Origin of the sequence: Nocardioides cavernaquae (assembly GCF_003600895.1) — a bacterium.
In the GTDB taxonomy this organism is placed as follows: Bacteria; Actinomycetota; Actinomycetes; order Propionibacteriales; family Nocardioidaceae; genus Nocardioides; species Nocardioides cavernaquae.
This window is the reverse complement of record NZ_QYRP01000002.1, coordinates 2,302,439-2,327,394: the sequence shown is the minus strand read 5'-3', so window position 1 is coordinate 2,327,394 and position 24,956 is coordinate 2,302,439. Positions and strand designations below refer to the sequence as shown.

The 24,956-nt window shown below is 67.8% G+C and carries 19 protein-coding genes; 9 read left to right on the top strand and 10 right to left on the bottom strand.

The features are described from left to right. Positions 1-3: 3 nt before the first annotated feature. From D4739_RS11220 to D4739_RS11200, 5 genes are read right to left on the bottom strand one after another with little or no spacing between them, the layout of a single operon-like run. Positions 4-867 carry an MlaE family ABC transporter permease gene (locus D4739_RS11220; RefSeq protein ID WP_238473618.1) on the bottom strand — a complete coding sequence of 288 codons (864 nt, stop codon included), beginning with the start codon at positions 865-867 and terminating at the stop codon, positions 4-6. Continuing rightward, positions 867-1,385, bottom strand: a complete 519-nt coding sequence (locus D4739_RS11215) for a flavin reductase family protein (protein WP_220699274.1) — start codon at positions 1,383-1,385, stop codon at positions 867-869. Before D4739_RS11215 ends, D4739_RS11220 begins: the two co-directional genes overlap by 1 nt. Then, entirely contained in the window at positions 1,382-2,635 is a 1,254-nt protein-coding gene (locus D4739_RS11210; protein WP_120060700.1) for a bifunctional 3,4-dihydroxy-2-butanone-4-phosphate synthase/GTP cyclohydrolase II, read from the bottom strand. Before D4739_RS11210 ends, D4739_RS11215 begins: the two co-directional genes overlap by 4 nt. Positions 2,636-2,687: 52 nt before the next feature. Further along, positions 2,688-4,193 (bottom strand): aldehyde dehydrogenase family protein, encoded by a 1,506-nt coding sequence (locus tag D4739_RS11205; RefSeq protein WP_120060699.1) that lies wholly within the window; start codon positions 4,191-4,193, stop codon positions 2,688-2,690. 27 nt (positions 4,194-4,220) lie between these two features. Beyond that, on the bottom strand, positions 4,221-5,777 hold the full coding sequence (locus D4739_RS11200) for an AMP-binding protein (RefSeq protein ID WP_238473617.1): 1,557 nt from the start codon (positions 5,775-5,777) through the stop codon (positions 4,221-4,223). Positions 5,778-6,020: 243 nt separating this feature from the next. Between D4739_RS11200 and D4739_RS11195 the strand changes: the two genes are divergently transcribed. Then, positions 6,021-6,332: a DMT family transporter gene (locus D4739_RS11195; protein WP_120060697.1), complete on the top strand. Its 312-nt coding sequence runs from the start codon at positions 6,021-6,023 to the stop codon at positions 6,330-6,332. A 66-nt stretch (positions 6,333-6,398) separates the two neighbouring features. Here the strand turns inward: D4739_RS11195 and D4739_RS11190 are convergent, their stop codons facing one another. The 5 genes from D4739_RS11190 to D4739_RS11170 form a co-directional block, all read right to left on the bottom strand. Further along, on the bottom strand, positions 6,399-6,884 hold the full coding sequence (locus D4739_RS11190) for a nuclear transport factor 2 family protein (RefSeq protein ID WP_120060696.1): 486 nt from the start codon (positions 6,882-6,884) through the stop codon (positions 6,399-6,401). 13 nt (positions 6,885-6,897) lie between these two features. Beyond that, the gene (locus tag D4739_RS11185; RefSeq protein ID WP_120060695.1) at positions 6,898-7,359 is read right to left on the bottom strand and encodes a nuclear transport factor 2 family protein; all 462 of its coding nucleotides are present in this window, start codon (positions 7,357-7,359) and stop codon (positions 6,898-6,900) included. Between the two features lie 208 nt (positions 7,360-7,567). Continuing rightward, entirely contained in the window at positions 7,568-8,803 is a 1,236-nt protein-coding gene (locus D4739_RS11180) for an acyl-CoA dehydrogenase family protein (protein WP_120060694.1), read from the bottom strand. Positions 8,804-8,853: 50 nt separating this feature from the next. Next, on the bottom strand, positions 8,854-9,267 hold the full coding sequence (locus D4739_RS11175; RefSeq protein WP_120060693.1) for an SCP2 sterol-binding domain-containing protein: 414 nt from the start codon (positions 9,265-9,267) through the stop codon (positions 8,854-8,856). Between the two features lie 163 nt (positions 9,268-9,430). Next, positions 9,431-10,264 carry a hypothetical protein gene (locus tag D4739_RS11170; protein ID WP_120060692.1) on the bottom strand — a complete coding sequence of 278 codons (834 nt, stop codon included), beginning with the start codon at positions 10,262-10,264 and terminating at the stop codon, positions 9,431-9,433. Between the two features lie 215 nt (positions 10,265-10,479). Between D4739_RS11170 and icmF the strand changes: the two genes are divergently transcribed. The 8 genes from icmF to D4739_RS11130 all read left to right on the top strand — a co-directional run bounded on the left by icmF (position 10,480) and on the right by D4739_RS11130 (position 24,934). Further along, entirely contained in the window at positions 10,480-13,701 is a 3,222-nt protein-coding gene (icmF, locus tag D4739_RS11165) for a fused isobutyryl-CoA mutase/GTPase IcmF (protein ID WP_120060691.1), read from the top strand. A gap of 68 nt (positions 13,702-13,769) precedes the next feature. Continuing rightward, positions 13,770-14,612 carry a 3-hydroxybutyryl-CoA dehydrogenase gene (locus tag D4739_RS11160; RefSeq protein WP_120060690.1) on the top strand — a complete coding sequence of 281 codons (843 nt, stop codon included), beginning with the start codon at positions 13,770-13,772 and terminating at the stop codon, positions 14,610-14,612. Between the two features lie 17 nt (positions 14,613-14,629). Further along, positions 14,630-15,802, top strand: a complete 1,173-nt coding sequence (locus D4739_RS11155) for an acyl-CoA dehydrogenase family protein (protein WP_120060689.1) — start codon at positions 14,630-14,632, stop codon at positions 15,800-15,802. Between the two features lie 41 nt (positions 15,803-15,843). After that, on the top strand, positions 15,844-17,055 hold the full coding sequence (locus D4739_RS11150; protein WP_120060688.1) for an acetyl-CoA C-acetyltransferase: 1,212 nt from the start codon (positions 15,844-15,846) through the stop codon (positions 17,053-17,055). A 39-nt stretch (positions 17,056-17,094) separates the two neighbouring features. Then, the gene (locus D4739_RS11145) at positions 17,095-19,266 is read left to right on the top strand and encodes a 3-hydroxyacyl-CoA dehydrogenase NAD-binding domain-containing protein (protein ID WP_120060687.1); all 2,172 of its coding nucleotides are present in this window, start codon (positions 17,095-17,097) and stop codon (positions 19,264-19,266) included. A gap of 96 nt (positions 19,267-19,362) precedes the next feature. Continuing rightward, positions 19,363-21,369 carry an acetate--CoA ligase gene (acs, locus tag D4739_RS11140; RefSeq protein WP_120060686.1) on the top strand — a complete coding sequence of 669 codons (2,007 nt, stop codon included), beginning with the start codon at positions 19,363-19,365 and terminating at the stop codon, positions 21,367-21,369. 29 nt (positions 21,370-21,398) lie between these two features. Then, a complete protein-coding gene (locus D4739_RS11135) occupies positions 21,399-22,571 on the top strand; it encodes a DUF2306 domain-containing protein (RefSeq protein ID WP_182920389.1) in 1,173 nt (390 codons plus the stop codon). 14 nt (positions 22,572-22,585) lie between these two features. Then, positions 22,586-24,934, top strand: a complete 2,349-nt coding sequence (locus tag D4739_RS11130; protein WP_120060684.1) for an ATP-binding protein — start codon at positions 22,586-22,588, stop codon at positions 24,932-24,934. Positions 24,935-24,956: the final 22 nt, after the last annotated feature.

Below are 24,956 nucleotides of genomic sequence, written 5' to 3'. Positions count from 1 at the left end.
CCCCTACCTGCTGATCAGCATCTCGGGGTTGAGCCCGAGCATCGTGGCGTTGACGATGAAGTTGAAGACCCAGACGGCGGCGAACGAGAGCACGACTGCCTCGTTGACCGCGCGACCGACGCCCTCTGCTCCGCCCTTGGCGTTGAGGCCCTTCTGGGCGGAGATGACCCCGATGAAGATGCCGATCAGGGTGCACTTGACGGTGGTGCCGACGAGCTCGGGCACCGTCATGGAGCCGAGCAGGTTGCCCAGGAAGGCTCCCGGGGAGGTTGTCCCCAACCAGGTCGCGGAGATCATCGCCATGCTCATGCCGAGGAGGCTGCCGACGATGTTGAAGGCGACCATCATCACCGTGATCGCGATGACGCGCGGGAGCACCAGGATCCGCACGGCGTCGATACCGAGCACGGTGAACGCGTCGAGCTCCTCACGGATCTTGCGGGCACCCAGGTCGGCCGTCATCGCGGTGCCCATGACGCCCGCGACGGCCATGCCAGTGGCGAACGGCGAGATCTCGCGGAGGCTGGCGAAGACGAAGTAGGTCCCGAGCCGGTTGCCGGCACCGAGCAGGCTGACCAGGTCGTAGGCGTAGTTGGCGATCAGGAACGAGAAGCCGCCGACCGCCAGCATCACGGGGAGCCAGCAGAACTGGAGCATGTAGTACATCTCGTCGCGGGTGGCAGTCCAGTAGCCGCGGGGCTCCTTGACCGCCGTCTTCACGAGGTAGCCGAGCAGCCGACCCGCCTCGCCCATGTCGACGAGGACGCGCTGCACGCCGGCTGGGGCGCGGTGCATCACTCGCCCGGACGCCGTCAGGGGCCGATCGGTCTCCTCCACCTCATCGGGCGGGGCAACTTCGAGCGCCATCAGAAGCCGCCCGGCATCGGGAACTGGTCAAGGTGCCGGAATCCGCGCTGGAAGTAGAGGAGGGCCGGGCGGTCGTCCACGTCCACTTCGATGACCCGCGCGAGCAGGATCGTGTGGTCGCCGCCATCGAGCCGTTCGTAGGCCTCGCACTCGATGAGCACCGCGGCGTCGACAAGCACGGGTACGCCGCGGTGGTCGGGCACGAACTCTCCCCCACCGAACTTGTCGGCACCCTTCATCGCGAATCGGTTGACCAGGTCGAGGTGGGCCGAGCCGGCAATCTGGATCGCCCACTGGTCGTTGTGCAGGAAGGCATCGTGGCACTGGGCGGTCTTCGCGATGCACACGAGAACGAGGGCCGGGTCCACCGAGACCGAGCAGAACGAGCTTGCCGCGAAGCCGCGTGGCTCGCCGTCCGACCCCACGGTCGTCATGAGCGTCACGCCGCTGGGGAACGCCGACATCGCCTCACGGAACTTCTCCGGGACGCTGCTGACAGGGGTGGCGGTGCTGGTCACGATGCGCTCCGTTCCGGTGCCCGCTGGGCGCCGAGGTCATGGTCGAGTCGGGCTGCCTTTGTTCCGAGGTAGCCGTGGTTGTGGAGGTTGGGGGTCACCCGGAGCGGCACACGCTCGGTGATGGTGATCCCGTAGTCGGAGAGGCCGGTGAACTTGGCCGGGTTGTTGCTCATCAGCCGGATGGACGAGATGCCGAGGTCGCGCAGGATCTGCGCGCCCACGCCGTACTCGCGGCTGTCGATGGGAAGTCCGAGGGCGAGGTTGGCGTCGACGGTGTCGAGGCCTGCTTCGTCCTGGAGCTGGTAGGCGCGGAGCTTGTGGGTCAGGCCGATGCCGCGCCCTTCGTGTCCGCGCAGGTAGACGATGACCCCCGCGCCGGCCGCGCTGACCTTGGCCATGGCGAGCTGCAACTGCTCCCCACAGTCGCAGCGGAGCGCACCGACGACATCGCCGGTGAAGCACTCCGAGTGCACACGTACCAGGACGTCAGGGCGGCCGGCCGGGTCACCGAAGACGAGCGCGACGTGCTCGACGCCGTCGACGGCAGACAGGTAGGTGGAGGCGCGAAACTCGCCGTACGCCGTGGGCACGCGGGCACTCGCCTCGCAGCTGAGCAGCGACTCGCTCGCCATCCTCACGTGCACCAGGTCAGCGACCGAGAGCAGCAGCAGGTTGTGCTTGCGCGCGAACCGGACCAGGTCCGGCATCCGTGCCATCGTTCCGTCGTCGTTCGTGATCTCCGCCAGCACTCCGGCCGGCTGGAGCCCCGCCAGACGGCAGAGGTCGACCGCTGCCTCGGTGTGCCCAGCCCGCTGGAGGACCCCACCGGGGCGGGCCCGGAGCGGAAACACGTGGCCGGGCTTCGTGAACTCCGCGCCCGTGACCTGAGGGTCCGCAAGAGCTCGCACTGTGAGCGCACGGTCCGAGGCCGAGATGCCTGTCGTCGTCGCGCCGCCACCGAGATCCACGGAGATCGTGAACGCCGTCCCGCGAGGATCGTCCGAGGCTTCCACCATCGGCGGGAGCTTCAGCTCATCGAGGCGAGCCCCGTCCATGCCCACGCAGACCAGGCCACTGGTGTGCCGGATGACGAATGCCATCGACTCCGGCGTCATGTACTCGGCGGCGAAGATGAGGTCGCCCTCGTTCTCGCGCTCGCCGTCGTCGAAGACGATGACCCCCCGGCCGAGGCGCAGCTCACGACATGCGGCTTCAACGAGTTCACGACGACTCATCTGTTCCTTGTGCATGGCTGCTCCTCGGTCGGGGATGTCGGTTGAGCGGGTCGATCAGGCGGATCGCTCAGGCGGGGGTACCGAGAACCAGCGCGTACGCCTTGTTCTCGACGCCACCGGAGCGGTCGACGGAGATGTACTTCTGCTCGGTGTACTGGTCGAGGGCGTTCGGGCCGCCCTCACGGCCAAGGCCGCTCTGCTTGTAGCCACCGAAGGGGTACGCCGGGTGGAGGACGTGCCAGTCGTTGACGTAGACCATGCCGGCCTCGAGCTGGCGGGCTACGTCGAGGACGCGGGTCTCATCGGCGCCCCAGACGCCGGCGGACAGGCCGTACTCGGTGTCGTTGGCGATCTCGATCGCCTCTTCGACGGTCTCGTAGCTGATGACGCTGAGGACCGGTCCGAAGACCTCCTCGCAGGCGACCGTCATGTCGGGGGTGACGTCGGTCAGGACGGTCGGCTCGACGAAGTAGCCGTTGGCGAACTCCTCACCGACAGGAGCGGCACCGCCGATGGCGACCTTGGCGCCCTGCGTCTGGGCCTTGGCGATGTGCGCGAGCACCCGGTCACGCTGCTCGCCGGTGATCAGCGGGCCCATGTCGGTGGCCATGTCGAGCGGGTCGCCGATCTTCATCGTGCCGATCCGGGCGACCAGGCGCGCCACGATGTCGTCCTTCTGCCAGCTCGGGACGAGCAGGCGGGTGCCCGCCTCGCAGGCCTCGCCGTTGTTGGCCATGCAGGCGTAGATGGCGCCGTCGATCGCGACATCCAGGTCAGCGTCGTCGAGCAGGATGTTCGGGCCCTTGCCGCCGAGCTCGAGGGTGACCCGCTTCATGTTGTCGGCAGAGGCGCCGAGGATGCTCTTGCCGACCTCGGTGGAGCCCGTGAAGCCGACCTTGCGGACGTCCGGGTGCTGGCTGAGGCGTGCACCGGCGTCGTGGCCGTCACCGACGACGACGTTGAGGACGCCCTTCGGCAGACCTGCAGCCTCGAACTCCTTCATGAGCTCGAGCGCGAGCAGCGGAGCGTGCTCGTCCGGCTTGAGGACGACGGTGTTGCCGGCTGCCAGCGCAGGGGTGACCTTCCAGACGATGGTCAGGAGCGGGATGTTCCACGGCACGATCGCGCCGACGACACCGAGCGGCTCGCGACGGAGGATGCCCTCAGCCGGGACCGGGCCGATCTCCGGGCCGGCCTTCTCGAACTCGTACTCGAGCGTCTGGGCAGCAACCGACTGCATGTTTGCGATCGAGAGGCCCACGTGAAGGGCACCGGTGACGCGGATGGTCGCGCCGTTCTCCCGGCTCTGCAGCGCGGCCAGCTCCTCGAGGCGGCCGGCGAGGCTCGCCGCGACCGTGTTGATGATCGCGGCACGCTCGGCGGGAGGCGTGTTGCGCCAGACGCCGCTCTTGTGTGCGGCCTTGGCGGCGGCAACAGCCGCGTCGATCTCGGCAGCGCCACCCTTGGCGACGGTGGCCACCAGCTCGCCCGTCGCGGGGCTGCGGACCTCGTAGTTCTCGTCGGTGTCGACCCACTCGCCGTTGATGTGGAGGGGGTAGTGCGGAACGCTCATCGGATTCTCCTGTTGGTGGTGGTTGGGTCAGCCGACCTGACGGTCGCGGCCTTGCCAGAACGGGGCGCGGAGGGTCTTCTTGTCGACCTTCCCGGCGGGGTTGAGGGGCAGTTCGGTGATGAAGTCCACGGTCTTGGGTGCGGAGACCGAGCCGAGCGCGGTCTTGACCCGGCCCTGGAGCTGCTCGACGAGCGCCTCGTCAGCGGCGACGCCGTCCTTGACGACGACGAAGGCGTGGACCGCTTCGCCCCACTTGGGGTGCGGGATGCCGACCACGGCAGTTCCAGCGACGGCCGCGTCCTCGAGGAGCACGTCCTCCACCTGGCGCGGGAAGACGTTGAAACCACCGCTGACGACCATGTCCTTCTTGCGGTCGACCAGGTAGAGGAAGCCGTCCTCATCGAGGCGGCCGATGTCGCCCGTGTGCACCCACCCGTCGCGGAGGGCCTCTGCGTTGCGCGACGAGTCGACGTACCCGAGCATCTGGCCGAGCTGGCGGGAGCAGATCTCACCGACCTCGCCTACAGCGAGCGGGTTGTCCTCGTCGTCCTGGATGCTCACCTGGACGAACGGAAGCGGACGTCCACCGGATGCCAGACGCTTGATCGCTTCGTCGGAGTCGACGCGGTGGTCGGTCTTGCGGAGGCAGGAGACGTAGCCCGGCTCTGTGCCGGCGTAGGTCTGGACGAAGATCGGGCCGAGCGCCTCGAGCGCGTCCTTGAGCCGGTCGGGGGCGATCGGCGAGCCGGCGTAGATCATCGTGCGCAGCGACGAGAGGTCGTACTTGCTGCGCTCGGGGTGGTCCAGGAGCAGGTAGATGATGGTCGGCACCACTGCAGTGGCGGTGATCTTCTCGCGCTCGATCGCGGACAGCAGGGTGTCCACCTCGAGGCCCGGCAGCATGACATTGGTGCCTCCCCGCAGGAAGGTCGGGTGCACGAAGATCTGCGTGAAGTGGGTCAGCGGCGCACCATGGGCGAAGACCTCACCGGGCTGGATGTCGCCGATCTCGAGTCCGGCGGTGATGCTGTAGTGGGCCCACGTGAAGTGCGACTGCACGACACCCTTCGGGTCACCGGTGCTGCCCGAGGTGAAGAGGACATAGGCCTCGTCGTGCTCGTCGAGCGGGACAGCGGGGCGCACGGTGGACTGAGCGGAGACCAGCGCCTCGAACGGGTGGTCGCTGGACGCGGCCACGTCGCCACCGACACGGATGACGCGGGCCAGCTTCGGCAGCCCCTCGCGCATCTCCTCGACCACGCCGTCGTACGCCGCGTGGTAGATGAGCGTCGTGACGTCGGTCTGGTCAAGGTTCGCGCGGTGCACCGATGCGGCGGCGCGGCCGGGCATCTGCACCAGCACACCGCCGGCCTTCCAGATGCCGTGCTGCGACGGGATGAACTCGAGACAGTTCGGGAGGAGCAGGCCAACCCGCTCACCCTTCTGCAGCCCCAGGGAGATCAGCGCGTTGGCGACCTGGTTCGACCAGTCGCGCAGCTCGCCGTACGTGATCCGTCGCTCGCCGTCGACGACCGCGACGGACTTCGTGTAGTCCCCACATGCCCTGTCCAGAACGTCCGGCATCGTGCCCCACATGGCTCCTGCTTCCTTGCTGCTCGTGTCTGCGGCGCCTGGTTCCCCCCGCCGCCCAGCTCTTTGTTGGCTGTGTCACGAACGTAGGTCTGGCGATGTGACGTGGACGACACCTCAGGGGAGGAACACCCACCCCCCTTGGGGGGAGGCCGCATTTCTGCCTCCCCCACCAGGAGGGCGGATGTGCTCCCGCTGGGAGGCGGCAGGGAGTCGGAGCGGACCTAGCGTGAGGTCATGGCACCGTTACTGCTGGGCGTCGCGATCGCCGTCGAGGTGCTCGCCACCTCCATGCTCAAGACCACCGAGGGCTTCAGCAGGCTGCTGCCAACGCTCGGATGCCTGACCGGGTACGCCGTGTCCTTCGCGCTCGTCGCCCAGGTCGTGCAGCGGATGCCGGTCGGCGTCGTCTACGCGATCTGGTCGGGAGTCGGCACCGCTGCCGTTGCCGGCATCGGGATCGTCTTCCTCGACGAAACGCTCACGCCGGCCAGGGCCGCCGGTCTGGTCTTCGTGATCCTCGGCGTGGTGGCCCTCAACCTCGGCTGACGCCTCAGTCGCAAATGCAGAATGGCCGGGGACCTCGTCCCCGGCCATTCTTGTTGCGGTGAAGGATCAACCCAGCGACGCCGGGTCGAAGCCCTCCTCCCAGTAGTGCGGGGTGATGATCGGCAGGCCGAGCTGCTGGAAGACCGGGTTCTCGTTGAGGAACGTCGACTCGAGAATGATCTTGCCGGCGGCGTCGAACTGCAGGAACGTCGATCCCTTGCTGGTCAGGGACTTGCCCTCGACCGGGAGCCCGCGGTAGCTGTCCGCGCCATCGACCTTCCAGTCCCAGTGGATGAACAGGTGGCCGTTGCCGACGAAGGCATCGGTGACCGTGATGCTCTGGACGCCGAGACCGTTGGACTCGTCCTTGTTGGCGTAGGGCGCCAGGCCCTCCGCGAACTCTCCGTCGGTCGAGAGCGTGTCGCCGAGGTGGTCGTCGACCATCCGGGTCTCGACACAGAAGAACTCCGGTGCGGCGTAGAGCTCACGGTGCGCGGCGAGGTCGTTGGTGCGAGTCTCTGCCCAGCGCTGGGCGAATGCGATGTCCGTCATTTCAGGTCCTCTCTCAGGCCGGGACGGCGGTCTTGGCGACGAACTGGGGCTTCTGCACCCCGGGGACACCCACGGCGGTCATGATCGCGCCGGAGTCCCACCAGGACGACTCGCGCACGATGCGGCCCTCGTCGTCGTAGATGTGGAAGGTGTGGCCCTGCGTGAAGAAGGGCTTGTCCACGACATCGATGCCGATGAAGTTGGCGCAGTCCTCCGGGGACCACTCCCAGCGGATCAGGCCGCTGCGGTGGTCGCCCTCGTAGCCACGGATCCGGAAGTTGTGCACGCCGTAACCGTTGGTGCGGTCCTTGTTGGCGTAGAGCACGAAGATGCGCGCGAGGTCGCCCTTGTCGCGGATCTGGTACTGGTCGAGGATCGGGTCCTCGAAGACGAAGTCGTCGGCGTACAGCTCGCAGATCGACTCCGCGCTGTCACGGAACGCCTTCAGCCACTTGACGGCAAACGCGTAGTTCATGAGATCTCCTTGGTCGAGTTGGTAGGGCCGGCCGTCATGTGATTGAGACGAACCCCACATCACGACCGTAGGAGCGCAGGAAGTCCGCCACTTCCCCCCACGGGAGGATCCCTGCCGTCCTTGTGGGGAGGCCTCCTCGAGGACGTCCCCGGGAAGCACGAAAACCCGCTCCGGGTCGAGGGGAGCGGGTCGTCGTGGGCTTGCGGGATCAGTCTTCGAGCTCCTCCGGGGCGAGCAGGACCTCACCGATGTAGGTGCGCGACTGGTCGGAGTTGAGCGGCTGGAACATCGACGCCGCCGAGTCGCGGTAGAGGCGCTCGAAGATGGCGCCCTTCTTGAACGACTGGCCGCCGACGAGGCTCATGGCGTGCCGACTCATGTGCATGACGTTCTCCGCGATGAAGGTCTTGGCCAGGCCGATGTAGGGGAACCGGAGCTCGATCGGCCAGTTGTCGTCGTAGCCGCCGCTGACTTCCTCGCACGTCCGGTAGAGCACGCGGCGTGACAGCTCGTAACGGGACGCCATGTCACCGACGCCGTCGATGATGTGGCCAACCCCCGCGACCTTGACGTCGGCTGCTACCACGGCACCGAAAACAGCACCAAGCGTCTTCTTGGAGAGCACCGCGCGTGCCTCTTCAAGGATCCGGTCCTGCATGCCGAGGTAGATGCTCGCGAACATCAGCGAGGCCCACTCGAGTACGCCGAAGGCGCCGGTGCGCCACTCGCAGATGAAGCCGTCCTCGGGCACGTAGTAGCCGTCGAAGATGACCGTCTGGGTGCCAGTGGCGTGCATGCCCAGCGCGTCCCACGTCTTGACGATGCTGATGCCGTCGCCCTGGCCGTTCTCATCAACGTTGAACTCGCCGATGAAGAAGGACTCAGCGCTGACGCGCTCCTCGAAGTTCTCGGGCAGGTTGCCGTCGGCGTCGGTGATGGTCGCGTTCGTGGTGACGATGTCGGCGGCCTCGCACAGCGTGCCCCACACCTTCTTGCCGTAGAGCTTCCAGCCGCCACCTTCCTGCGGGATGGCCTTCATGTCCGCAAGGCCGCTGAAGCCGGCGCGCTGCTCGGAGAACGGGCCGAACATGATGTCGCCATCAGCGACGCGGCCGAGCCAGTACTTGTTCTGGGTCTCGCTCATCAGGCCCATCGTGATGCCGACCATGATGTAGTGCATGTTGTAGGCGAGGGTGATCGCGGAGTCACCCTTCGACAGCTCGCTGACCACCTTCGAGGTGGCGAGCAGGTCGCCTCCCATGCCGCCGTACTGCTTCGGGACGGGAAGCGCGCCCAGCCCGCTCTTCTTGAAGGCCTCGATGGACGGGTAGGCGAAGGTGTTCTCGATGTCGTACTTCGGGCCGATCTCGCGGAAGAACTGCGAGAGCTCCTGGGCCTTCGTGAAGACGGCGTCGAACTCCGCCTCGGTGATCTTGTCGTTCATGGTGGCTCCTGCCGATGTCATTGCCGGAATGCGTGGAAGGCGAGCTGTCGTCAGTCGACGAGCAGGTCGGTGCGGCCGGCCTCGGTGAGGATGGCCTTGTAGGTGTCGAAGATCGGGCCGGTCAGGGGCAGGAGACCGAGCGCGGTGGTGCGCTTGCCCTCGAGCTTGACCTTGCGCTGCGCCATGGCGAGGGTGAAGTTGAGCTTGCCCTGCCAGAAGCGGTTGGCGTTGTCCGAGCTCATCCGCAGCTGCACGGTCGACTCCGCCGCAGCGGCGGCGTCTCCGGTCAGGACCTTCTGGCCGGGGAAGTCGACCAGGACGTGGGCCTCGGGGTCGGTCTGCTTGATGAGGACGACGAGGTTGCCGTCCTTGGTTGCCTCGACGAACTGCGGGTCGACGACGCAGGCTTCCATTGCCTTGCCAATGAAGGCGTACACCTCGTCGGCATCCTTGAACGTACTCACGGGGTACCTCCTGATCGTGCCCACTCGGGCGGGCGGGTCGCCACCTGACGGCCTTCACCGAACGTAGGGTCCGGCTGCTGGGTGGGGCGTCCCCCCGTGGTGGGGGGTTGGCCGTCCGAACGGGGGTTCTTGCCCTCCCGCGCGGTGGCGGCCCGCCTCCGGGTCAGCCGACGACGGCGGCCTGCGGCGACGTGGCGCCGTCGGGCTCAGCGGCACCGAGCGGCCTCGGGATGAACCTGCTGAGTCCGTTGACGGCGATGGCGCACAGTCCCATCGTCAGCAGGGTTGCCGTCCAGACGATGCCGCTGGAGAAGGCGCTCTCGTCCAGGTGGAGCGCGATGATGATGGGCGCGCCGAGGCCGAAGTTCGCTGCGAAGAACGTCATCGGGAAAGCCACGAACAGTGCGGTCAGACCCCAGGCCGACGAGACGCGTCGCCAGATCTGCACCGCGACCACCGTGAACAGCACGACCTGCGTGCCCTCGAGGACGCCGATCACAAGCGGGTAGTTGCCGATCCTCAGCTCGTAGGGCCCGTAGTAGGTGTAGACCGTGGCCGTGCCGATCACCTCGAACACGACCGAAGCGGCGATCTCGATCCCCCAGATGAGGAAGAGCCCCCGGCGTCCCAGGCCGCCGAGGTAGAGCCGGCGCCCGGCGTACAGGCAGGCACTGGTGTACAGAATCACGTAGCCGCTGTGGGTCCAGTTCGGCTGGACGACGCCGAAGGCAGTGAAGTGCGACCACATCGCACCCGGCGCACCGTTGTGGACGTCGTAGAACCACAGGTCGAAGGCGACGTCATAGAGCGGCTCCGCGAAGGCAGCCACGGCCGCAGCCGAACAGGCGAAGACGTAGAACGGGGTTCGCTGACGGATCCCCATCCGCACAGCGACGACAAGCATCGCGACGACGATCGCCCAGCTGGCCCAGGTGAAGACCTGCTGCCAGATCAGGCTGAGCTCGTGGTTCAGGACATCTGAGGGCATGCGGCCCATGTCGGCTCCTCGATTCGTTTCCGAAGGAGCGGGACCGGGTCCGCTGCCCGGACTCCGCGTGATCACGACGCTAGGGCGCTCACATGCGGCCGCCGTCCCCCCGCAGGGGTGACCTGACCACCCGTCGGAGGGAGGTAGGCGTGGCTTTCATTGACAACGGATCAGGGCGTGCCACAACTTACTTGGACGTCCTAGTATCTACCTGAAGGATCTCCGTGACCGAGCTCTCCGCCCCTCGGAACCCAGTCCGATTCGTGACGGCCTCGAGCCTGTTCGACGGGCACGACGCGTCGATCAACATCATGCGTCGCATCCTGCAGTCGCAGGGCTGCGAGGTGATCCACCTCGGTCACAACCGCTCGGTCCAGGAGGTCGTGGACGCGGCGATCGAGGAGGACGTCCAGGGCGTCGCCGTGTCGTCGTACCAGGGCGGGCACGTGGAGTACTTCGAGTACCTCGTCGAGTCCCTCCGGGCGCGCGGCGCCGGCCACGTCAAGGTGTACGGCGGCGGCGGCGGCGTGATCGTCGCTGAGGAGATCGAGCGTCTGGCCAGGTCCGGGGTGAAGATCTTCTCCCCCGAGGACGGCGTCAAGCTCGGGCTGGTCGGCATGATCAAGTCGATGATCCGCGAGTGCGACGTCGACACGTGGACCCTGGGCCCGGTCGACGCGGACGCGGTCATCTCCGGCGACCGCTTCTCCCTGGCACGGGCCTTCAGCGGCGCGGAGTCCGGCCAGCTTCCGGAGGAGATGCTCGCCCGGCTCAAGGAAGCTGCCACCACCCGTCCCGTGCCCGTCCTCGGCATCACCGGCACCGGCGGCTCAGGCAAGTCCAGCCTCACCGACGAGCTCGTCCGCCGGCTGCGGGTCGACCAGCAGGACAAGCTCCGCATCGCCGTGATCGCCGTCGACCCGACGCGTCGCCGCGGTGGCGGCTCGCTGCTCGGGGACCGGATCCGGATGAACTCTCTCGACGGCGACCGCGCCTACTTCCGCAGCCTCGCCACCCGCGGCGCCCACGAGCTGCCCGAGCACCTCTCCGACGTCATCGACGTGGCCAAGGCCGCAGGCTTCGACCTGGTCATCGTGGAGACCCCCGGCGTCGGCCAGGGCGACTCCGCGATCGTGCCGTTCGTCGACGTCAGCATGTACGTGATGACGCCGGAGTTCGGCGCAGCCTCTCAGCTCGAGAAGATCGACATGCTCGACTTCGCCGACGTGGTCGCGATCAACAAGTTCGAGCGCCGCGGCGCCATGGATGCGCTGCGCGACGTGGGTCGCCAGATGATCCGGAACCGCCAGGCGTTCGACAAGAAGCCCGAGGAGATGCCGGTCTTCGGCACCTCCGCAGCACACTTCAACGACGACGGCGTCACCGCGCTCTACCAGGAGCTGAAGACGCAGCTGGTGGCCAAGGGGCTCGTCGTCGACGAGGGCGCCCTCCCTCAGGTGAGCGTGCGCCACTCGACCGATGCCGGCCACATCGTGCCGCCCAGCCGGGTGCGCTACCTCGCCGAGATCGCGGAGACCGTCCGCAGCTACCACCACGACACCGAGCGCCTCGCCGCCTCAGCCAGTCGGCTGCAGCGCATCGAGCTGGTCCAGGGTGAACTGGTCGGGAGCAACGACGAGCTGGAGCAGCTCGCCGAGGGTGCCCGCAAGGCCGTCCCGGAGGAGATCACCGATCAGATCGCCGCCTGGCCGGCCGTCGTCGCGTCGTACGAAGGCGACGAGCAGGTGGTCAAGGTCCGCGACAAGGAGATTCACACCGCACTGGTCCGCGAGTCGCTGTCGGGCAACAAGATCCGACGCGTCGCACTCCCCCGCTTCACCGACCACGGCGAGCTGGTGAAGTACTGGCGCAACGAGAACCTGCCGGGCTACTTCCCCTACACGGCCGGAGTCTTCCCGTTCAAGCGCGAGGGCGAGGACCCGGCGCGCATGTTCGCCGGGGAGGGCGACCCGTTCCGCACGAACCGCCGCTTCAAGGTGCTCTCCGAGCACGCCGACGCCACCCGCCTGTCCACCGCGTTCGATTCCGTGACCCTCTACGGCCGCGACCCGGGCCTGCGCCCCGACATCTACGGCAAGGTCGGCAACGCCGGCGTCTCCGTGGCCACGCTCGACGACATGAAGGTGCTCTTCGACGGCTTCGACCTGGTTGCCCCGTCGACCTCGGTGTCCCTGACCATCAACGGCCCGGCCCCGACCGTGCTCGCCTTCTACCTCAACGCCGCCATCGACCAACAGGTCGCGGCGTTCGCCGAGCGCGAGGGCCGCCAGCCGAGCGCCGTCGAGCGCGACGAGATCGCGGCGTACGCACTCAAGAATGTCCGCGGGACCGTGCAGGCCGACATCCTCAAGGAGGACCAGGGCCAGAACACGGCACTGTTCTCCACCGAGTTCTCGCTGCGCATGATGGGCGACATCCAGCAGTACTTCATCGACCGAGAGGTCCGGAACTTCTACTCGGTGTCGATCTCCGGCTATCACATCGCCGAGGCCGGGGCCAACCCGATCAGCCAGCTCGCCTTCACCTTGACCAACGGCTTCACCTACGTCGAGTCCTACCTCGCCCGCGGCATGGACATCAACGACTTCGCGCCGAACCTGTCGTTCTTCTTCTCCAACGGCATGGACCCGGAGTACTCGGTGATGGGCCGCGTCGCGCGCCGGATCTGGGCGGTCGCCATGCGTGACAAGTACGGCGCCAACGAGCGCAGCCAGAAGCTGAAGTACCACGTGCAGACGTCGGGCCGCTCCCTGCACGCGCAGGAGATGGACTTCAACGACATCCGGACGTCGCTGCAGGCGCTCTGCGCGATCTACGACAACGCCAACTCGCTGCACACCAACGCCTACGACGAGGCCGTCACCACCCCGACCGAGGAGTCCGTGCGTCGCGCGCTGGCGATCCAGCTGATCATCAACCGCGAGTGGGGCCTGGCCATGAACGAGAACCCGCTCCAGGGATCGTTCATCATCGACGAGCTCACGGACCTCGTCGAGGAGGCCGTGCTCCTCGAGTTCGACCGGATCAACGAGCGCGGCGGCGTGCTCGGCGCCATGGAGACCGGCTACCAGCGCGGCCGGATCCAGGACGAATCGATGCTCTACGAGCACCGCAAGCACGATGGCTCGCTGCCGCTCATCGGTGTCAACACGTTCCGCAAGCCAAGCAACGGCGACGAGGTCGAGCCGACCATCGAGCTGGCGCGTGCCACCGAGGACGAGAAGAAGTCCCAGCTCGACCGCGTCATCGCCTACCAGGCCGCACACACCGACGAGGCGACGCAGGCGCTGATCGCCCTCAAGGACGCAGCCGTCAAGGGCCACAACGTCTTCGCGGTCCTGATGGATGCCGCGCGGGTCTGCACCTTGCAGCAGGTCACCGAGGCGTTCTTCGAAGTCGGCGGCCAGTACCGCCGCAACGTCTGACCACCCGACAGATCAGCCAGACCCCGAGATTCCCCCGACATTTTCAGCGACAGACGAGGAGCAGGACAGTGGACAAGCTTGGTGTGGTGGGCTGCGGCCTGATGGGCGCCGGCATCGCGGAGGTCTCGGCACGAGCCGGACTCGACGTGGTCGTCGTGGAGTCGAGCGTCCTCGCGGCTGACGCGGGCCGCAAGCGGCTCGAGCGGTCGCTGCAGCGCGCCGAGGCGAAGGGCAAGATCGACTCCGCCGACGAAGTCCTCTCCCGCATCCGCCTCGAGACCACCGTCGACGCGATGGCCGACCGCGAGATCGTGATCGAGGCGATCGTCGAGGACGAGCAGGCCAAGGCCGACCTCTTCAGCCGCCTCGACAAGGTGGTGGAGGCCCCGGACGCGATCCTTGCCTCCAACACCTCCTCGATCCCGATCATGAAGCTCGGCGTCGTCACCAACCGCCCCGAGAACGTCGTCGGCATCCACTTCTTCAACCCCGTGCCCGTTCTCAAGCTGGTCGAGATCGTCCCCTCCCTGCTCACCTCGCCCGAGGTCACCGAGCGGGCTCGCGCGCTGGTCGAAGGCAGGCTCGGCAAGCAGGCCATCGACTGCCAGGACCGCGCCGGCTTCGTCGTCAACGCCCTCCTGATCCCCTTCATCCTCTCCGCGATCCGGATGCTCGAGTCCGGCTTCGCCAGCCCCGAGGACATCGACCGCGGCCTGGTCCTCGGCGCCGCGCACCCGCAGGGCCCGCTTGCCCTCGCCGACCTGATCGGCCTCGACACCACCAAGGCCGTGGCCGACTCCCTCTACGAAGAGTTCAAGGAGCCCCTGTACGCCGCTCCCCCACTCCTGCTGCGCATGGTCGACGCCGGCCTGCTCGGTCGCAAGGCCGGCCGCGGCTTCTACACCTACTGATCCCGGAGACCCCTTCCATGACCCGCAACAACGACTTCGACCTCTTCCGCATCACCGAGGAGCACGAGGAGATCCGCCAGGCGGTCCGCTCGCTGGCCGAGGACAAGATCGCGCCCGACGCCGCGCAGGTCGACGAGACCGCCTCCTTCCCGCAGACGGCGTACGACGCACTGCGCGCAGCGGACTTCCACGCGCCGCACATCCCCGAGGAGTACGGCGGCGCCGGCGCCGACGCCCTCGCCACCTGCATCGTCATCGAGGAAGTCGCCCGCGCATGTGCGTCCTCCTCGCTGATCCCCGCGGTGAACAAGCTCGGCACGATGCCGCTGCTGCTCGGGGCGTCCGAGGAGGTCAAGGCGAAGTACCTGCCGCCGGTGGCCCGCGGGGAGGCACTCTTCGCCTACGGCCTCTCCGAGCGCGAGGCCGGCAGCGACACCGCGTCGATGAAGTGCCGCGCCACCCCCGACGGCGACGGCTGGGTGATCAACGGCCAGAAGTCCTGGATCACCAACGCTGGTGCCGCCGAGTACTACACGGTCCTCGCCGTGACCGACCCCGACGGCCGTCGGGGCGCGAACGTCACCGCCTTCGTGCTGGAGAAGTCCGACGAGGGCTTCACCTTCGGTGCCCCCGAGCGGAAGCTCGGGATCAAGGGATCCCCGACCCGCGAGCTCAACTTCGACAACGTGCGCATCCCCGGCGACCGCATGGTCGGCGGGCAGGGCGAAGGCCTCAAGCTCGCGCTGCGCACACTGGACCACACGCGCGTGACGATCGGTGCACAGGCCGTCGGCATCGCCCAGGGCGCACTCGACCACGCCCTCGACTACGTCCGCGAGCGCAAGCAGTTCGGCAAGCGCATCGCCGACTTCCAGGGCCTCCAGTTCATGCTCGCCGACATGGCCATGCACCTCGAGGCCGCTCGCCAGATGGTCTACGTCGCGGCCTCGAAGTCCGAACGCAACGACCCCGACCTCTCCTTCTTCGGCGCCGCAGCCAAGTGCTACGCCTCCGACGTCGCCATGCAGGTGACCACCGACGCCGTCCAGCTGCTCGGCGGTGCCGGCTACACCCGCGACTTCCCCCTCGAGCGGATGATGCGCGACGCCAAGATCACGCAGATCTACGAGGGCACGAACCAGATCCAGCGCGTGGTCATGGCCCGCTCCTTGATCGGCAGCAGCTCGTGAACGCGAACAGCCCATCCAGCACACAACGAGGAGCAAAGTCGATGCCCGAAGCATTCATCTACGACCACCTGCGTACGCCGCGCGGCCGCGGCAAGCAGACCGGAGCCCTGCACGAGGTCAAGCCGATCGACCTCGTCGTCGGCCTCATCGACGAGCTCCGCAAGCGCAACCCGTCCCTCGACACGCACCGCATCGACGACGTCGTGCTTGGTGTGGTGACCCCCGTCGGCGACCAGGGTGCCGACATCGCCAAGACCGCCGCCATCAAGGCCGGCCTGCCCGAGACCACTGCTGGCGTCCAGCTGAACCGCTACTGCGCCTCCGGGCTCGAGGCGGTCAACCAGGCGGCCTCGCGGGTCCGCGGCGGGTTCGAGGACCTGATCCTCGCCGGTGGCGTCGAGTCGATGTCACGCGTGCCGATGGGCTCGGACGGCGGTCCCTGGGCCAACGACCCGGCCACCAACTTCGAGACGAGCTTCGTCCCCCAGGGCATCGGCGCGGACCTCATCGCGACCATGGCCGGCTGGAGCCGCCAGGACGTCGACGCCTATGCAGCCGAGTCGCACGCGCGCGCTGCCAAGGCCTGGGCCAACGGCTACTTCGCCGACTGCGTCGTCCCGGTGACCGATGACCTCGGCCAGGTCATCCTCGACCACGACGAGCTGGTCCGCCCGGACACGAGCGTCGAGTCCCTCTCCGGCCTGCGCGCCTCCTTCACCGCCATGGGCCGCGATGCCGGATTCGACGACGTCGCGCTCAGCAAGTACCACTGGGTCGAGTCCATCGACCACGTCCACCACGCCGGCAACAGCTCCGGCATCGTCGACGGCGCCGCCCTGATGCTGATCGGCACCGGGGAGGTCGGCCAGGAGCTCGGCCTGACCCCGAAGGCCAAGATCATCTCGGCCGCCGTCTCGGGTGCCGACCCGACGATCATGCTGACCGGCCCCGCGCCGGCGGCCCGCAAGGCCCTGGCGAAGGCCGGCCTCACCGTCGACGACATCGACTTGTGGGAGATCAACGAAGCGTTCGCTGCTGTCGCGATGCGGTTCATGCAGGACATGGGCATCTCGCACGAGATCACCAACGTCAACGGCGGCGCCATCGCGATGGGTCACCCGTTGGGCGCCACCGGCGCCATCATCCTCGGCGCGCTGATCGACGAGCTGAAGCGCCAGGGCAAGCGTCGCGGCCTGGCCACGCTCTGCGTCGGCGGTGGGATCGGCATCGCCACCATCGTCGAGCTCGTCTGAGTCGACTCCGCCCACCGACGTACTCACCCAAGGACTGACATGACCACCAATGCACCCGCCGTCCGGTACGACATCGACTCCGACGGCATCGTCACCCTCACCCTGGACGACCCGACCCAGTCGACGAACACGATGAACGACGCCTACCTGGCGTCGATGAACGAGGCCGTCGCCCGCATCCTCGCGGCATCCGACGAGGTCACGGGCGTGGTCATCACGTCGGCCAAGAAGACGTTCCTCGCCGGCGGCGACCTCAAGGCGATCGTCGCGATCACCCCGGCGAACGCCGACGCGGCCTTCACCATGGTCGAGTCGAACAAGGCGCCGCTGCGCAAGCTCGAGCTCCTCGACAAGCCTGTCGTTGCCGCCATCAACGGGGCGACGATGGGCGGCGGCCTCGAGCTCGCGCTCGCCGCGAACCACCGCATCGCCGTCGACGGTTCCTACCCGATCGGCCTTCCCGAGGTGCAGCTCGGCCTCCTCCCGGGCGGCGGTGGCATCACCCGCACGGTCCGCATGTTCGGGCTGGCCAAGGCGATCGGCGAGATCATCGGAGCCGGCAGGAAGTTCAAGCCCGCGGCGGCGAAGGAGATCGGCCTCATCGATGAGGTCGTCGCCACCCGCGAGGAGCTGCTCCCCGCCGCGAAGGCGTGGATCAAGGCCAACCCCGAGGCGCACACCCAGCCGTGGGACATCAAGGGGTTCAAGCTTCCGGGCGGCGCTCCGGGCTCGCCGCAGATGGCGGCGTACCTCCCTGTCTTCGCGCCCATGCTGCGCAAGCAGCTCCGGCAGGCCGACTACCGCGCCCCCAAGGCGATCGTCTCCGCGGCCATCGAGGGCGCCCAGGTCGACTTCGACACCGCCTCGCGCATCGAGTCCCGCTACTTCGCGAAGCTCGCCACCGGCCAGCAGGCGAAGAACATGATCCAGGCCTTCTTCTTCGACCTGCAGTCGATCAACGCAGGTGGTCTCCGGCCTGCGGGTGTGCCTACCTACCGCGGCACCAAGGTGGGTGTCCTCGGCGCCGGCATGATGGGCGCCGGCATCGCCTACGTGTGTGCCCAGGCGGGCATGGAGGTCGTCCTGAAGGACGTCACCCTGGAGGCTGCCGAGCGCGGCAAGGCCTACACCGCCAACATCAACGACCGGGCGATCTCACGAGGCAAGCTGAGCCAGGAGAAGTCCGACGAGCTGCTGGCCCTGATCACCCCCACGTCGAACCCTGCCGACCTCACCGGGTGCGACCTGGTCATCGAGGCCGTCTTCGAGGACGTCGCGCTGAAGCAGAACGTCTTCGCCGAGGTCGCGCCCTACATCAACAACGACGCGCTGCTCTGCTCGAACACCTCGACCCTGCCGATCACCGACCTGGCCAAGGGCATCGACCGCCCCACGGACTTCATCGGCATGCACTTCTTCTCGCCGGTCGACAAGATGCCGCTCGTCGAGATCATCCGCGGTGCCGACACCTCCGACGAGGCGCTCGCCAAGGCGTACGACGTGGTCCTCCAGATCCGCAAGACCCCGATCGTCGTCAACGACTCCCGTGGCTTCTTCACCTCCCGTGTCATCTGCACACGCATCGAGGAAGGCCTCGCGCTGCTCGACGAAGGTGTCCACCCGCTCTCGATCGAGCGGGCCGCCACCCAGGCCGGCTACCCGGTCGGCCCGCTGCAGCTCGCCGACGAGCTCAACCTGGAACTGCTCGTGAAGATCGCAAGCACGACCCGGGAAGCGAGCGGGAGCACCGAGCAGACCGTGACCGAGCGGGTCTGCTACGCGATGATCGACGCGAGCCGCGCCGGCAAGCTCCGCGGCGCGGGCTTCTACGACTACGCCGACGGGCGCCGCGGCTCGATCTGGAACGGCCTCTCCAGCCTCTTCCCGCCATCGGGGATCGAGGTTCCGATCGCGGACCTGCGCGACCGGATGCTGGTCCGCGAGGCGCTCGAGACGGCACACTGCATCGAAGAGGGCGTCCTCATGTCAGCTGCCCACGCCAACGTCGGCTCCATCCTCGGCATCGGCTTCCCCGGCCTCACCGGCGGTGCCGCGCAGTACATGACCGGCTTCGAGGCTGCTGACGGATCGGTCGGTCTCGCGGCCTTCATCGATCGCGCCGACGAGCTCGCGGACGCGTACGGCGAGCACCTCCGGCCCACGCCGTACCTGCGCGGGCTGGTCGAGACCGGAACAGGCTTCCCTGCCTGACGGTCCCCCAATCCGGGTGCGCGCGCTGTTCACACACAGTCCGAGCGCGCGCACCCGTCCTCACTTCCCAGCACGACGACGAAGAGCAGGATCACCATGAGCACCCGGGCCGACGACTCCAGTTCGATGCTGTCCAACCTGTCGACCGAGAACCGCCGCTTCGAGCCGCCCGCCGCGCTTGCTGCGGCTGCGAACGTGAAGGCCGACGCGTACGTCGCGGCCGACGCCGACCGCCTGGCCTTCTGGGCCGAGCAGGCGGGTCGTCTCGACTGGGAGACCCCGTTCACGGAGGTCCTCGACTGGAGCAATCCGCCGTTTGCGAAGTGGTTCGTCGGCGGCAGGCTCAACGCGTCGTACAACTGCGTCGACCGGCACGTCCTCGCGGGGAACGGCGACAAGGTCGCCTTCCACTTCGTCGGCGAGCCCGGCGACACGCGCGACATCACCTACGCCCAGCTCAAGGACGAGGTCTCGAGGGCTGCGAACGCGTTGACCGCGCTGGGCGTGGTGGAGGGCGATCTCGTGGCGATCTACCTGCCGATGATCCCCGAGGCCGTCGTCGCGATGCTGGCCTGTGCCCGCATCGGCGCCGTCCACACGGTGGTCTTCGGCGGCTTCTCCGCCGAGGCCCTGGCCTCACGCATCGAGGACTGCAACGCGAAGGTCGTCGTCACCTCGGACGGTGGCTACCGCCGCGGCGCTCCCTTCGCGCTGAAGCCCGCGGTGGACGAGGCGATCGCAAAGCTGGGGTCGAGGAGTCCGGTGGACCACGTCCTGGTCGTACGCCGCACCGGCCAGGCGGTCGCGTTCAACGACGCGACGGACACCTGGTGGCACGACGCCGTCGACTCCGCCTCACCCTCACACGAACCGACCGCGTTCGATGCGGAGCACCCACTCTACGTCATGTACTCGTCGGGCACCACGGGCAAGCCCAAGGGCATCCTGCACACCACCGGCGGCTACCTCGTCGGCACGGCATACACGCACCACGCGGTCTTCGACCTCAAGCCGACCGATGTCTACTGGTGCACCGCTGACATCGGGTGGGTGACCGGCCACAGCTACATCGTCTACGGGCCGCTGGCCAACGGCGCCACGCAGGTGCTCTACGAGGGCACCCCCGACAGCCCCCACCAGGGCCGCTGGTGGGAGATCATCCAGCGCTACGGCGTGACCCTGTTCTACACGGCACCCACTGCCATCCGGACGTTCATGAAATGGGGCCGGTCGATCCCCGATGGCTTCGACCTCTCCTCGCTGCGCATCCTGGGTTCGGTCGGTGAGCCCATCAACCCCGAGGCCTACGTCTGGTACCGCTCCGTGATCGGTGGTGACCGGTGCCCTGTGGTCGACACCTGGTGGCAGACCGAGACCGGCCAGATGATGATCAGCCCGCTCCCCGGTGTCACCGCCGGCAAGCCCGGCTCTGCGATGAAGGCCCTGCCCGGCATCGGTGCCGACGTCGTCGACGATGCCGGTGTGCCCGTGCCCAACGGCTCCGGCGGCTACCTCGTCCTCACCCAGCCCTGGCCCGCGATGCTGCGCACGCTGTGGGGTGACGACGAACGCTTCGTCTCGACGTACTGGGAGAAGTTCCCCCACGGTGCGGGGCGAGGCCCGTGGTACTTCGCCGGCGACGGGGCCAAGAAGGACGCCGATGGCGATCTCTGGCTGCTCGGACGCGTCGACGACGTCATGAACGTATCCGGCCACCGGCTCTCCACCACCGAGATCGAGTCCGCGCTGGTCTCCCACCCGCGCGTGGCCGAGGCGGCCGTCGTGGGTGCGTCGGACGAGACCACCGGTCAGGCCGTCTGTGCGTACGTGATCCTGCGCCAAGGCTCCGACTCCGGCTCCTCCGCTGGCGAGGACCTGGTCCAGGAGCTCCGCAACCACGTGGCCAAGGAGATCGGCGCCATTGCCAAGCCACGCCAGATCCTGATCGTCCCCGAGCTCCCCAAGACCCGCTCAGGCAAGATCATGCGCCGGCTGCTCCGCGACGTCGCCGAGAACCGCGCCGTCGGCGACACGACCACGCTCTCTGACTCCGGGATCATGGACCTCATCACTTCAGGCGCCGCCAAGTCCACCGAGGACTGACGTCGCCAACTCCAATCATGACTCCGTCCATGACCCGGCGCCTCCCAGCACCCTCGGTCCGCCGCGCGGGGCGGATCGTGCTGATGGTCATCGCCGTCCTCTACGCACCCCTCGCGATGTCCTACATGTGGTTCGCCTTCGTGGCGGATGCACCGCAGTGGCAGCAAGCCATCACGGCGGCGATCAACGGCGCTGAGTACACCTCTGGGGCTGGCTCGATCAGCTCGATTCGCCGAGTCGACTACCTCGACAACACCTGGGTCCTGTTGCTCCACACGGTCCTCGGCGGCCTGGCACTGATCCTGGCAGTGCACCAGCTGAGCGCGCGCCGCCGGCGGCGCAGCCTGGTGGAGCACCGCTGGGTCGGTCGGATCTACGTCGGGCTCATGACGATCAGCATGGGCGCAGCGTTGGTCTTCCTGGTCCGGGGCGGTACCGCCGACTACCTGGGCGGCAACGCGATGTACCTCCAGCTGTGGTCGCTCGATCTGAGCACCCTCGCAAGCGGATTCATCGCCATCTGGGCCATACGGCGTCGCGATGTCATCACGCACCAGGCCTGGATGTATCTGAACTTCGCCTTCATGATGACGGCTCCGCTGCTGCGTGCTGTGTGGATCTTGCTTGCGCCGCTCTTTCCGCACCACAGCCTTCTCGACAACGTGGACATGGGGTCGAGCATGCTCGGCGTCCTTGCCCCCGGAGGTGCGGCAATCGCCGTTCAGCTGAGCTTGCGCAGCCGTCACGACGACGCCGCCGTTCGCGCCGCCGCCTCGACGTACGTGTGGCTGCTTGCCGTCGCCGCGGGGTCCGTCGGCCTCCTGGCCCTCCGCGTTGACCAGGCGAGCGCAGTCGTCCCGGCCGGGGTCCTGTGGATCCCCCTGGGCTGTTCGGTCGCATACACGGCGTCATGCCTCTGCGGGGTCCGTGGCGCTCGCCGCGCCCGCGACGCAGCGCTCGAGCTGCGCTGGCGCTGGCTGGCATGGGGTGCAGCCATCGCACCGCTCGGCGTGGTGATGGTCCACCTCGCGTCCGCGATCCTGTGGGGCTACCCAGTCGGGATGATCGCGGCGCTGATGGTGGGCTTCTCCGGGCCCATCGCCGTTAGCTTCACACTCGTCGTGGCTCGAATCGGCGCCCCACTCAACTTCACGAGCCCCGCAGGCCCTCTCGGGCATACCATGCGAAGTGGGAGGGCCTGAGCAGAGAGGTCGAGATGCCGCCGACTGTCGCGAGGTCTCCGCTTCGGCCGCGAGCTGGCTTCCTGCCCGGGGAGATCGACAGCTTCGTCGGACGCAGAAAAGAGCTCGAGGAGGTCCGCCGGCTCTTCACGCGCTCGCCGCTGGTGACCATCGTCGGGCCAGGTGGCGTCGGCAAGACCCGGCTGGCGCTCCGAACCGCAGCGTCGGTTTCCCGGTCTTTCCGCGACGGCGTCTGGCTGTGCGAGCTCGGGCAGGTCCACGACCCCGCCTTGGTCACCCAGGCGGTGGCGGACGCTCTCGGTGTCGCCGAGTCATCGACCGAACTCACCCCCTTCTCGCTTGCCCAGCTGATGTCAGACGCACAGCTCCTGGTTGTGCTGGACAACTGCGAACACCTCCTCGAGGCGAGCGCCCTCGCGGCCCATGACTTGCTTCGCGCGGCCCCTGCCCTTCGAATCCTTGCCACCAGTCGCGAACCGCTCGGCGTCCCCGGCGAGACGACCCTGAGGCTGAGTCCGCTGGGGGTCCCGGACAACCCTGACGAGACGACTGCCACCTCGGTGACGCGCTACGAGTCGGTGCAGCTGTTCATCGACCGGGCCACCACCGCGACGACCGACTTCGAGCTCACCGACGAGAACAGCCGGGATGTGGCCCGGATCTGCTCGCAGGTGGACGGCGTACCCCTCGCCATCGAGCTCGCCGCAGCTCGGGTTCGCACGCTCGCCCCCGACCAGCTGGTCGACCGGCTCGCAGACCTCTTCGCCGTCCTGACGAACGGCAGCAGGATCGCACCGAGCCGCCACAAGACGCTGCGGCAATGCATCGACTGGAGCTTCGACCAGTGCAGCGAGAAGGAGCAACTGCTCTGGAGTCGACTGTCAGTGTTCGTCGGCAGCTTCGATCTGGAGGCCGCGGAGGGCATCTGCGCCGGCGGCACCGTCGAGCGCGAGGAGGTCCTTGACCTGGTCGAGTCGCTGGTCGACAAGTCCATCGTGACGCGCGAGATGCGCCGCAGCCGGCCTTCCTTCAAGTTGCTGGAGTCGATCCGCGCCTATGGGGCGGAACAGCTGCTGGCATCAGCCGAGACCACCTCGATACGCAGTCGTCACGCATCCTGGTATCACCAATCCATCCGCACCTTCGAGGCCGACCTGCTCAGCCAGGAGCAGGCCGTCATGGCCGCCCGGATCGACGCGGATCTGTCCAACATCCGCGAGGCCCTCGACTTCAGCCTGCAGCCGGCCGGCGAGTCCGCCGAGGCCCTCCGGTCCGTCAACGGCCTCTATCTCTACTGGCTCTCGCGCGGTCTGATGACCGAGGCTCGCTACTGGCTCGGCCGCGCACTGGGACAGGAGCAGGTCGGCACCCCGAAGGAGCGCATCGTCGGCCTCTACACGGCGATGACCTGCGCCGGCCTCCAGGGGAACCTTGAAGCAGCGCGCCGTTCGGCCAACGCGGCGCTCTCCCTCGTCCCCGTCCTCGAAGGTGCTGAGAGGGACGCGTACGCCGCCACCATCCCCGGCGTACTCGCGATCTTCGAGGGCGATCCGGAAGGTGCCCTCGCGCACTTTCCTGCCGCGATCGACGGCCACCATCGATCTGGCGACCTGAGCCGCGAGGTGGAGCTTCTGGTCGCGCAGGGATTCACACTTGCCATGGCCGGCGACCAGGGAGGCACCGACGCCTCGCACCAGCGGGTCCTCGAGATCACTCAGCCGCGCGGCGAGATCTGGTGGCGCGCCACGTCACTCTGGGCCCTCGGACTCTCCGCCTGGCGACACGGCGATCCAGAGGGCGCCCGCCGCGACCTCGAGGAGAGCCTTCGGCTGCGAAGGTCGATGGCAGACAGCATGGGATCGGTGTGGGCACTGGCCGCGCTCGCGCTGGCACATGCTGACCTCGGCGACCTCGAGGGATCAGCCGTGCTCCTGGGGGTCGTCACGTCACTCACCCGGGCAGCTGGCGCTCCGCCCTCGATCTTCCCCGAGCTGGAGGACGCGCTCCTCGCCTGCGAGGCGCGCATTGCGCGGATGCTCAGCGCCACCGCCGCCGATCGGGCCCGCCAGCGCGGCAGCTCGATGGATGTCGCCGAGGCGACTGCGTTCGCACTCTCCGAACCCGCGCCCGCTCAGGCCTCTGCTCCGTCGGCATGGTCGATCTTGACCCGGCGCGAGCGCCAGGTGGCCTCACTCGTTGCCGACGGGCTGAGCAACCGAGAGATCGCGGCCAGTCTCGTCATCTCCGAACGCACTGCGGAAGGACATGTCGAGAACGTCCTGATGAAACTCGCGTGCACTTCGCGCACCCAGATCGCCGCCTGGGTGGCCGACCACGTCGAGAGCAGCGGCTCCAACACCTGAGCAGTCACTGTCTGGACAGGCA

Excerpts from the sequence above, each read along its gene's own strand:
- D4739_RS11220 (WP_238473618.1), bottom strand. The coding sequence starts at position 867 with ATGGCGCTCGAAGTTGCCCCGCCCGATGAGGTGGAGGAGACCGATCGG.
- D4739_RS11210 (WP_120060700.1), bottom strand. The coding sequence starts at position 2,635 with ATGCACAAGGAACAGATGAGTCGTCGTGAACTCGTTGAAGCCGCATGT.
- D4739_RS11205 (WP_120060699.1), bottom strand. The coding sequence starts at position 4,193 with ATGAGCGTTCCGCACTACCCCCTCCACATCAACGGCGAGTGGGTCGAC.
- D4739_RS11200 (WP_238473617.1), bottom strand. The coding sequence starts at position 5,777 with ATGCCGGACGTTCTGGACAGGGCATGTGGGGACTACACGAAGTCCGTC.
- D4739_RS11195 (WP_120060697.1), top strand. The coding sequence starts at position 6,021 with ATGGCACCGTTACTGCTGGGCGTCGCGATCGCCGTCGAGGTGCTCGCC.
- D4739_RS11190 (WP_120060696.1), bottom strand. The coding sequence starts at position 6,884 with ATGACGGACATCGCATTCGCCCAGCGCTGGGCAGAGACTCGCACCAAC.
- D4739_RS11185 (WP_120060695.1), bottom strand. The coding sequence starts at position 7,359 with ATGAACTACGCGTTTGCCGTCAAGTGGCTGAAGGCGTTCCGTGACAGC.
- D4739_RS11180 (WP_120060694.1), bottom strand. The coding sequence starts at position 8,803 with ATGAACGACAAGATCACCGAGGCGGAGTTCGACGCCGTCTTCACGAAG.
- D4739_RS11170 (WP_120060692.1), bottom strand. The coding sequence starts at position 10,264 with ATGGGCCGCATGCCCTCAGATGTCCTGAACCACGAGCTCAGCCTGATC.
- D4739_RS11155 (WP_120060689.1), top strand. The coding sequence starts at position 14,630 with ATGACCCGCAACAACGACTTCGACCTCTTCCGCATCACCGAGGAGCAC.
- D4739_RS11150 (WP_120060688.1), top strand. The coding sequence starts at position 15,844 with ATGCCCGAAGCATTCATCTACGACCACCTGCGTACGCCGCGCGGCCGC.
- D4739_RS11145 (WP_120060687.1), top strand. The coding sequence starts at position 17,095 with ATGACCACCAATGCACCCGCCGTCCGGTACGACATCGACTCCGACGGC.
- acs (WP_120060686.1), top strand. The coding sequence starts at position 19,363 with ATGAGCACCCGGGCCGACGACTCCAGTTCGATGCTGTCCAACCTGTCG.
- D4739_RS11135 (WP_182920389.1), top strand. The coding sequence starts at position 21,399 with ATGACCCGGCGCCTCCCAGCACCCTCGGTCCGCCGCGCGGGGCGGATC.
- D4739_RS11130 (WP_120060684.1), top strand. The coding sequence starts at position 22,586 with ATGCCGCCGACTGTCGCGAGGTCTCCGCTTCGGCCGCGAGCTGGCTTC.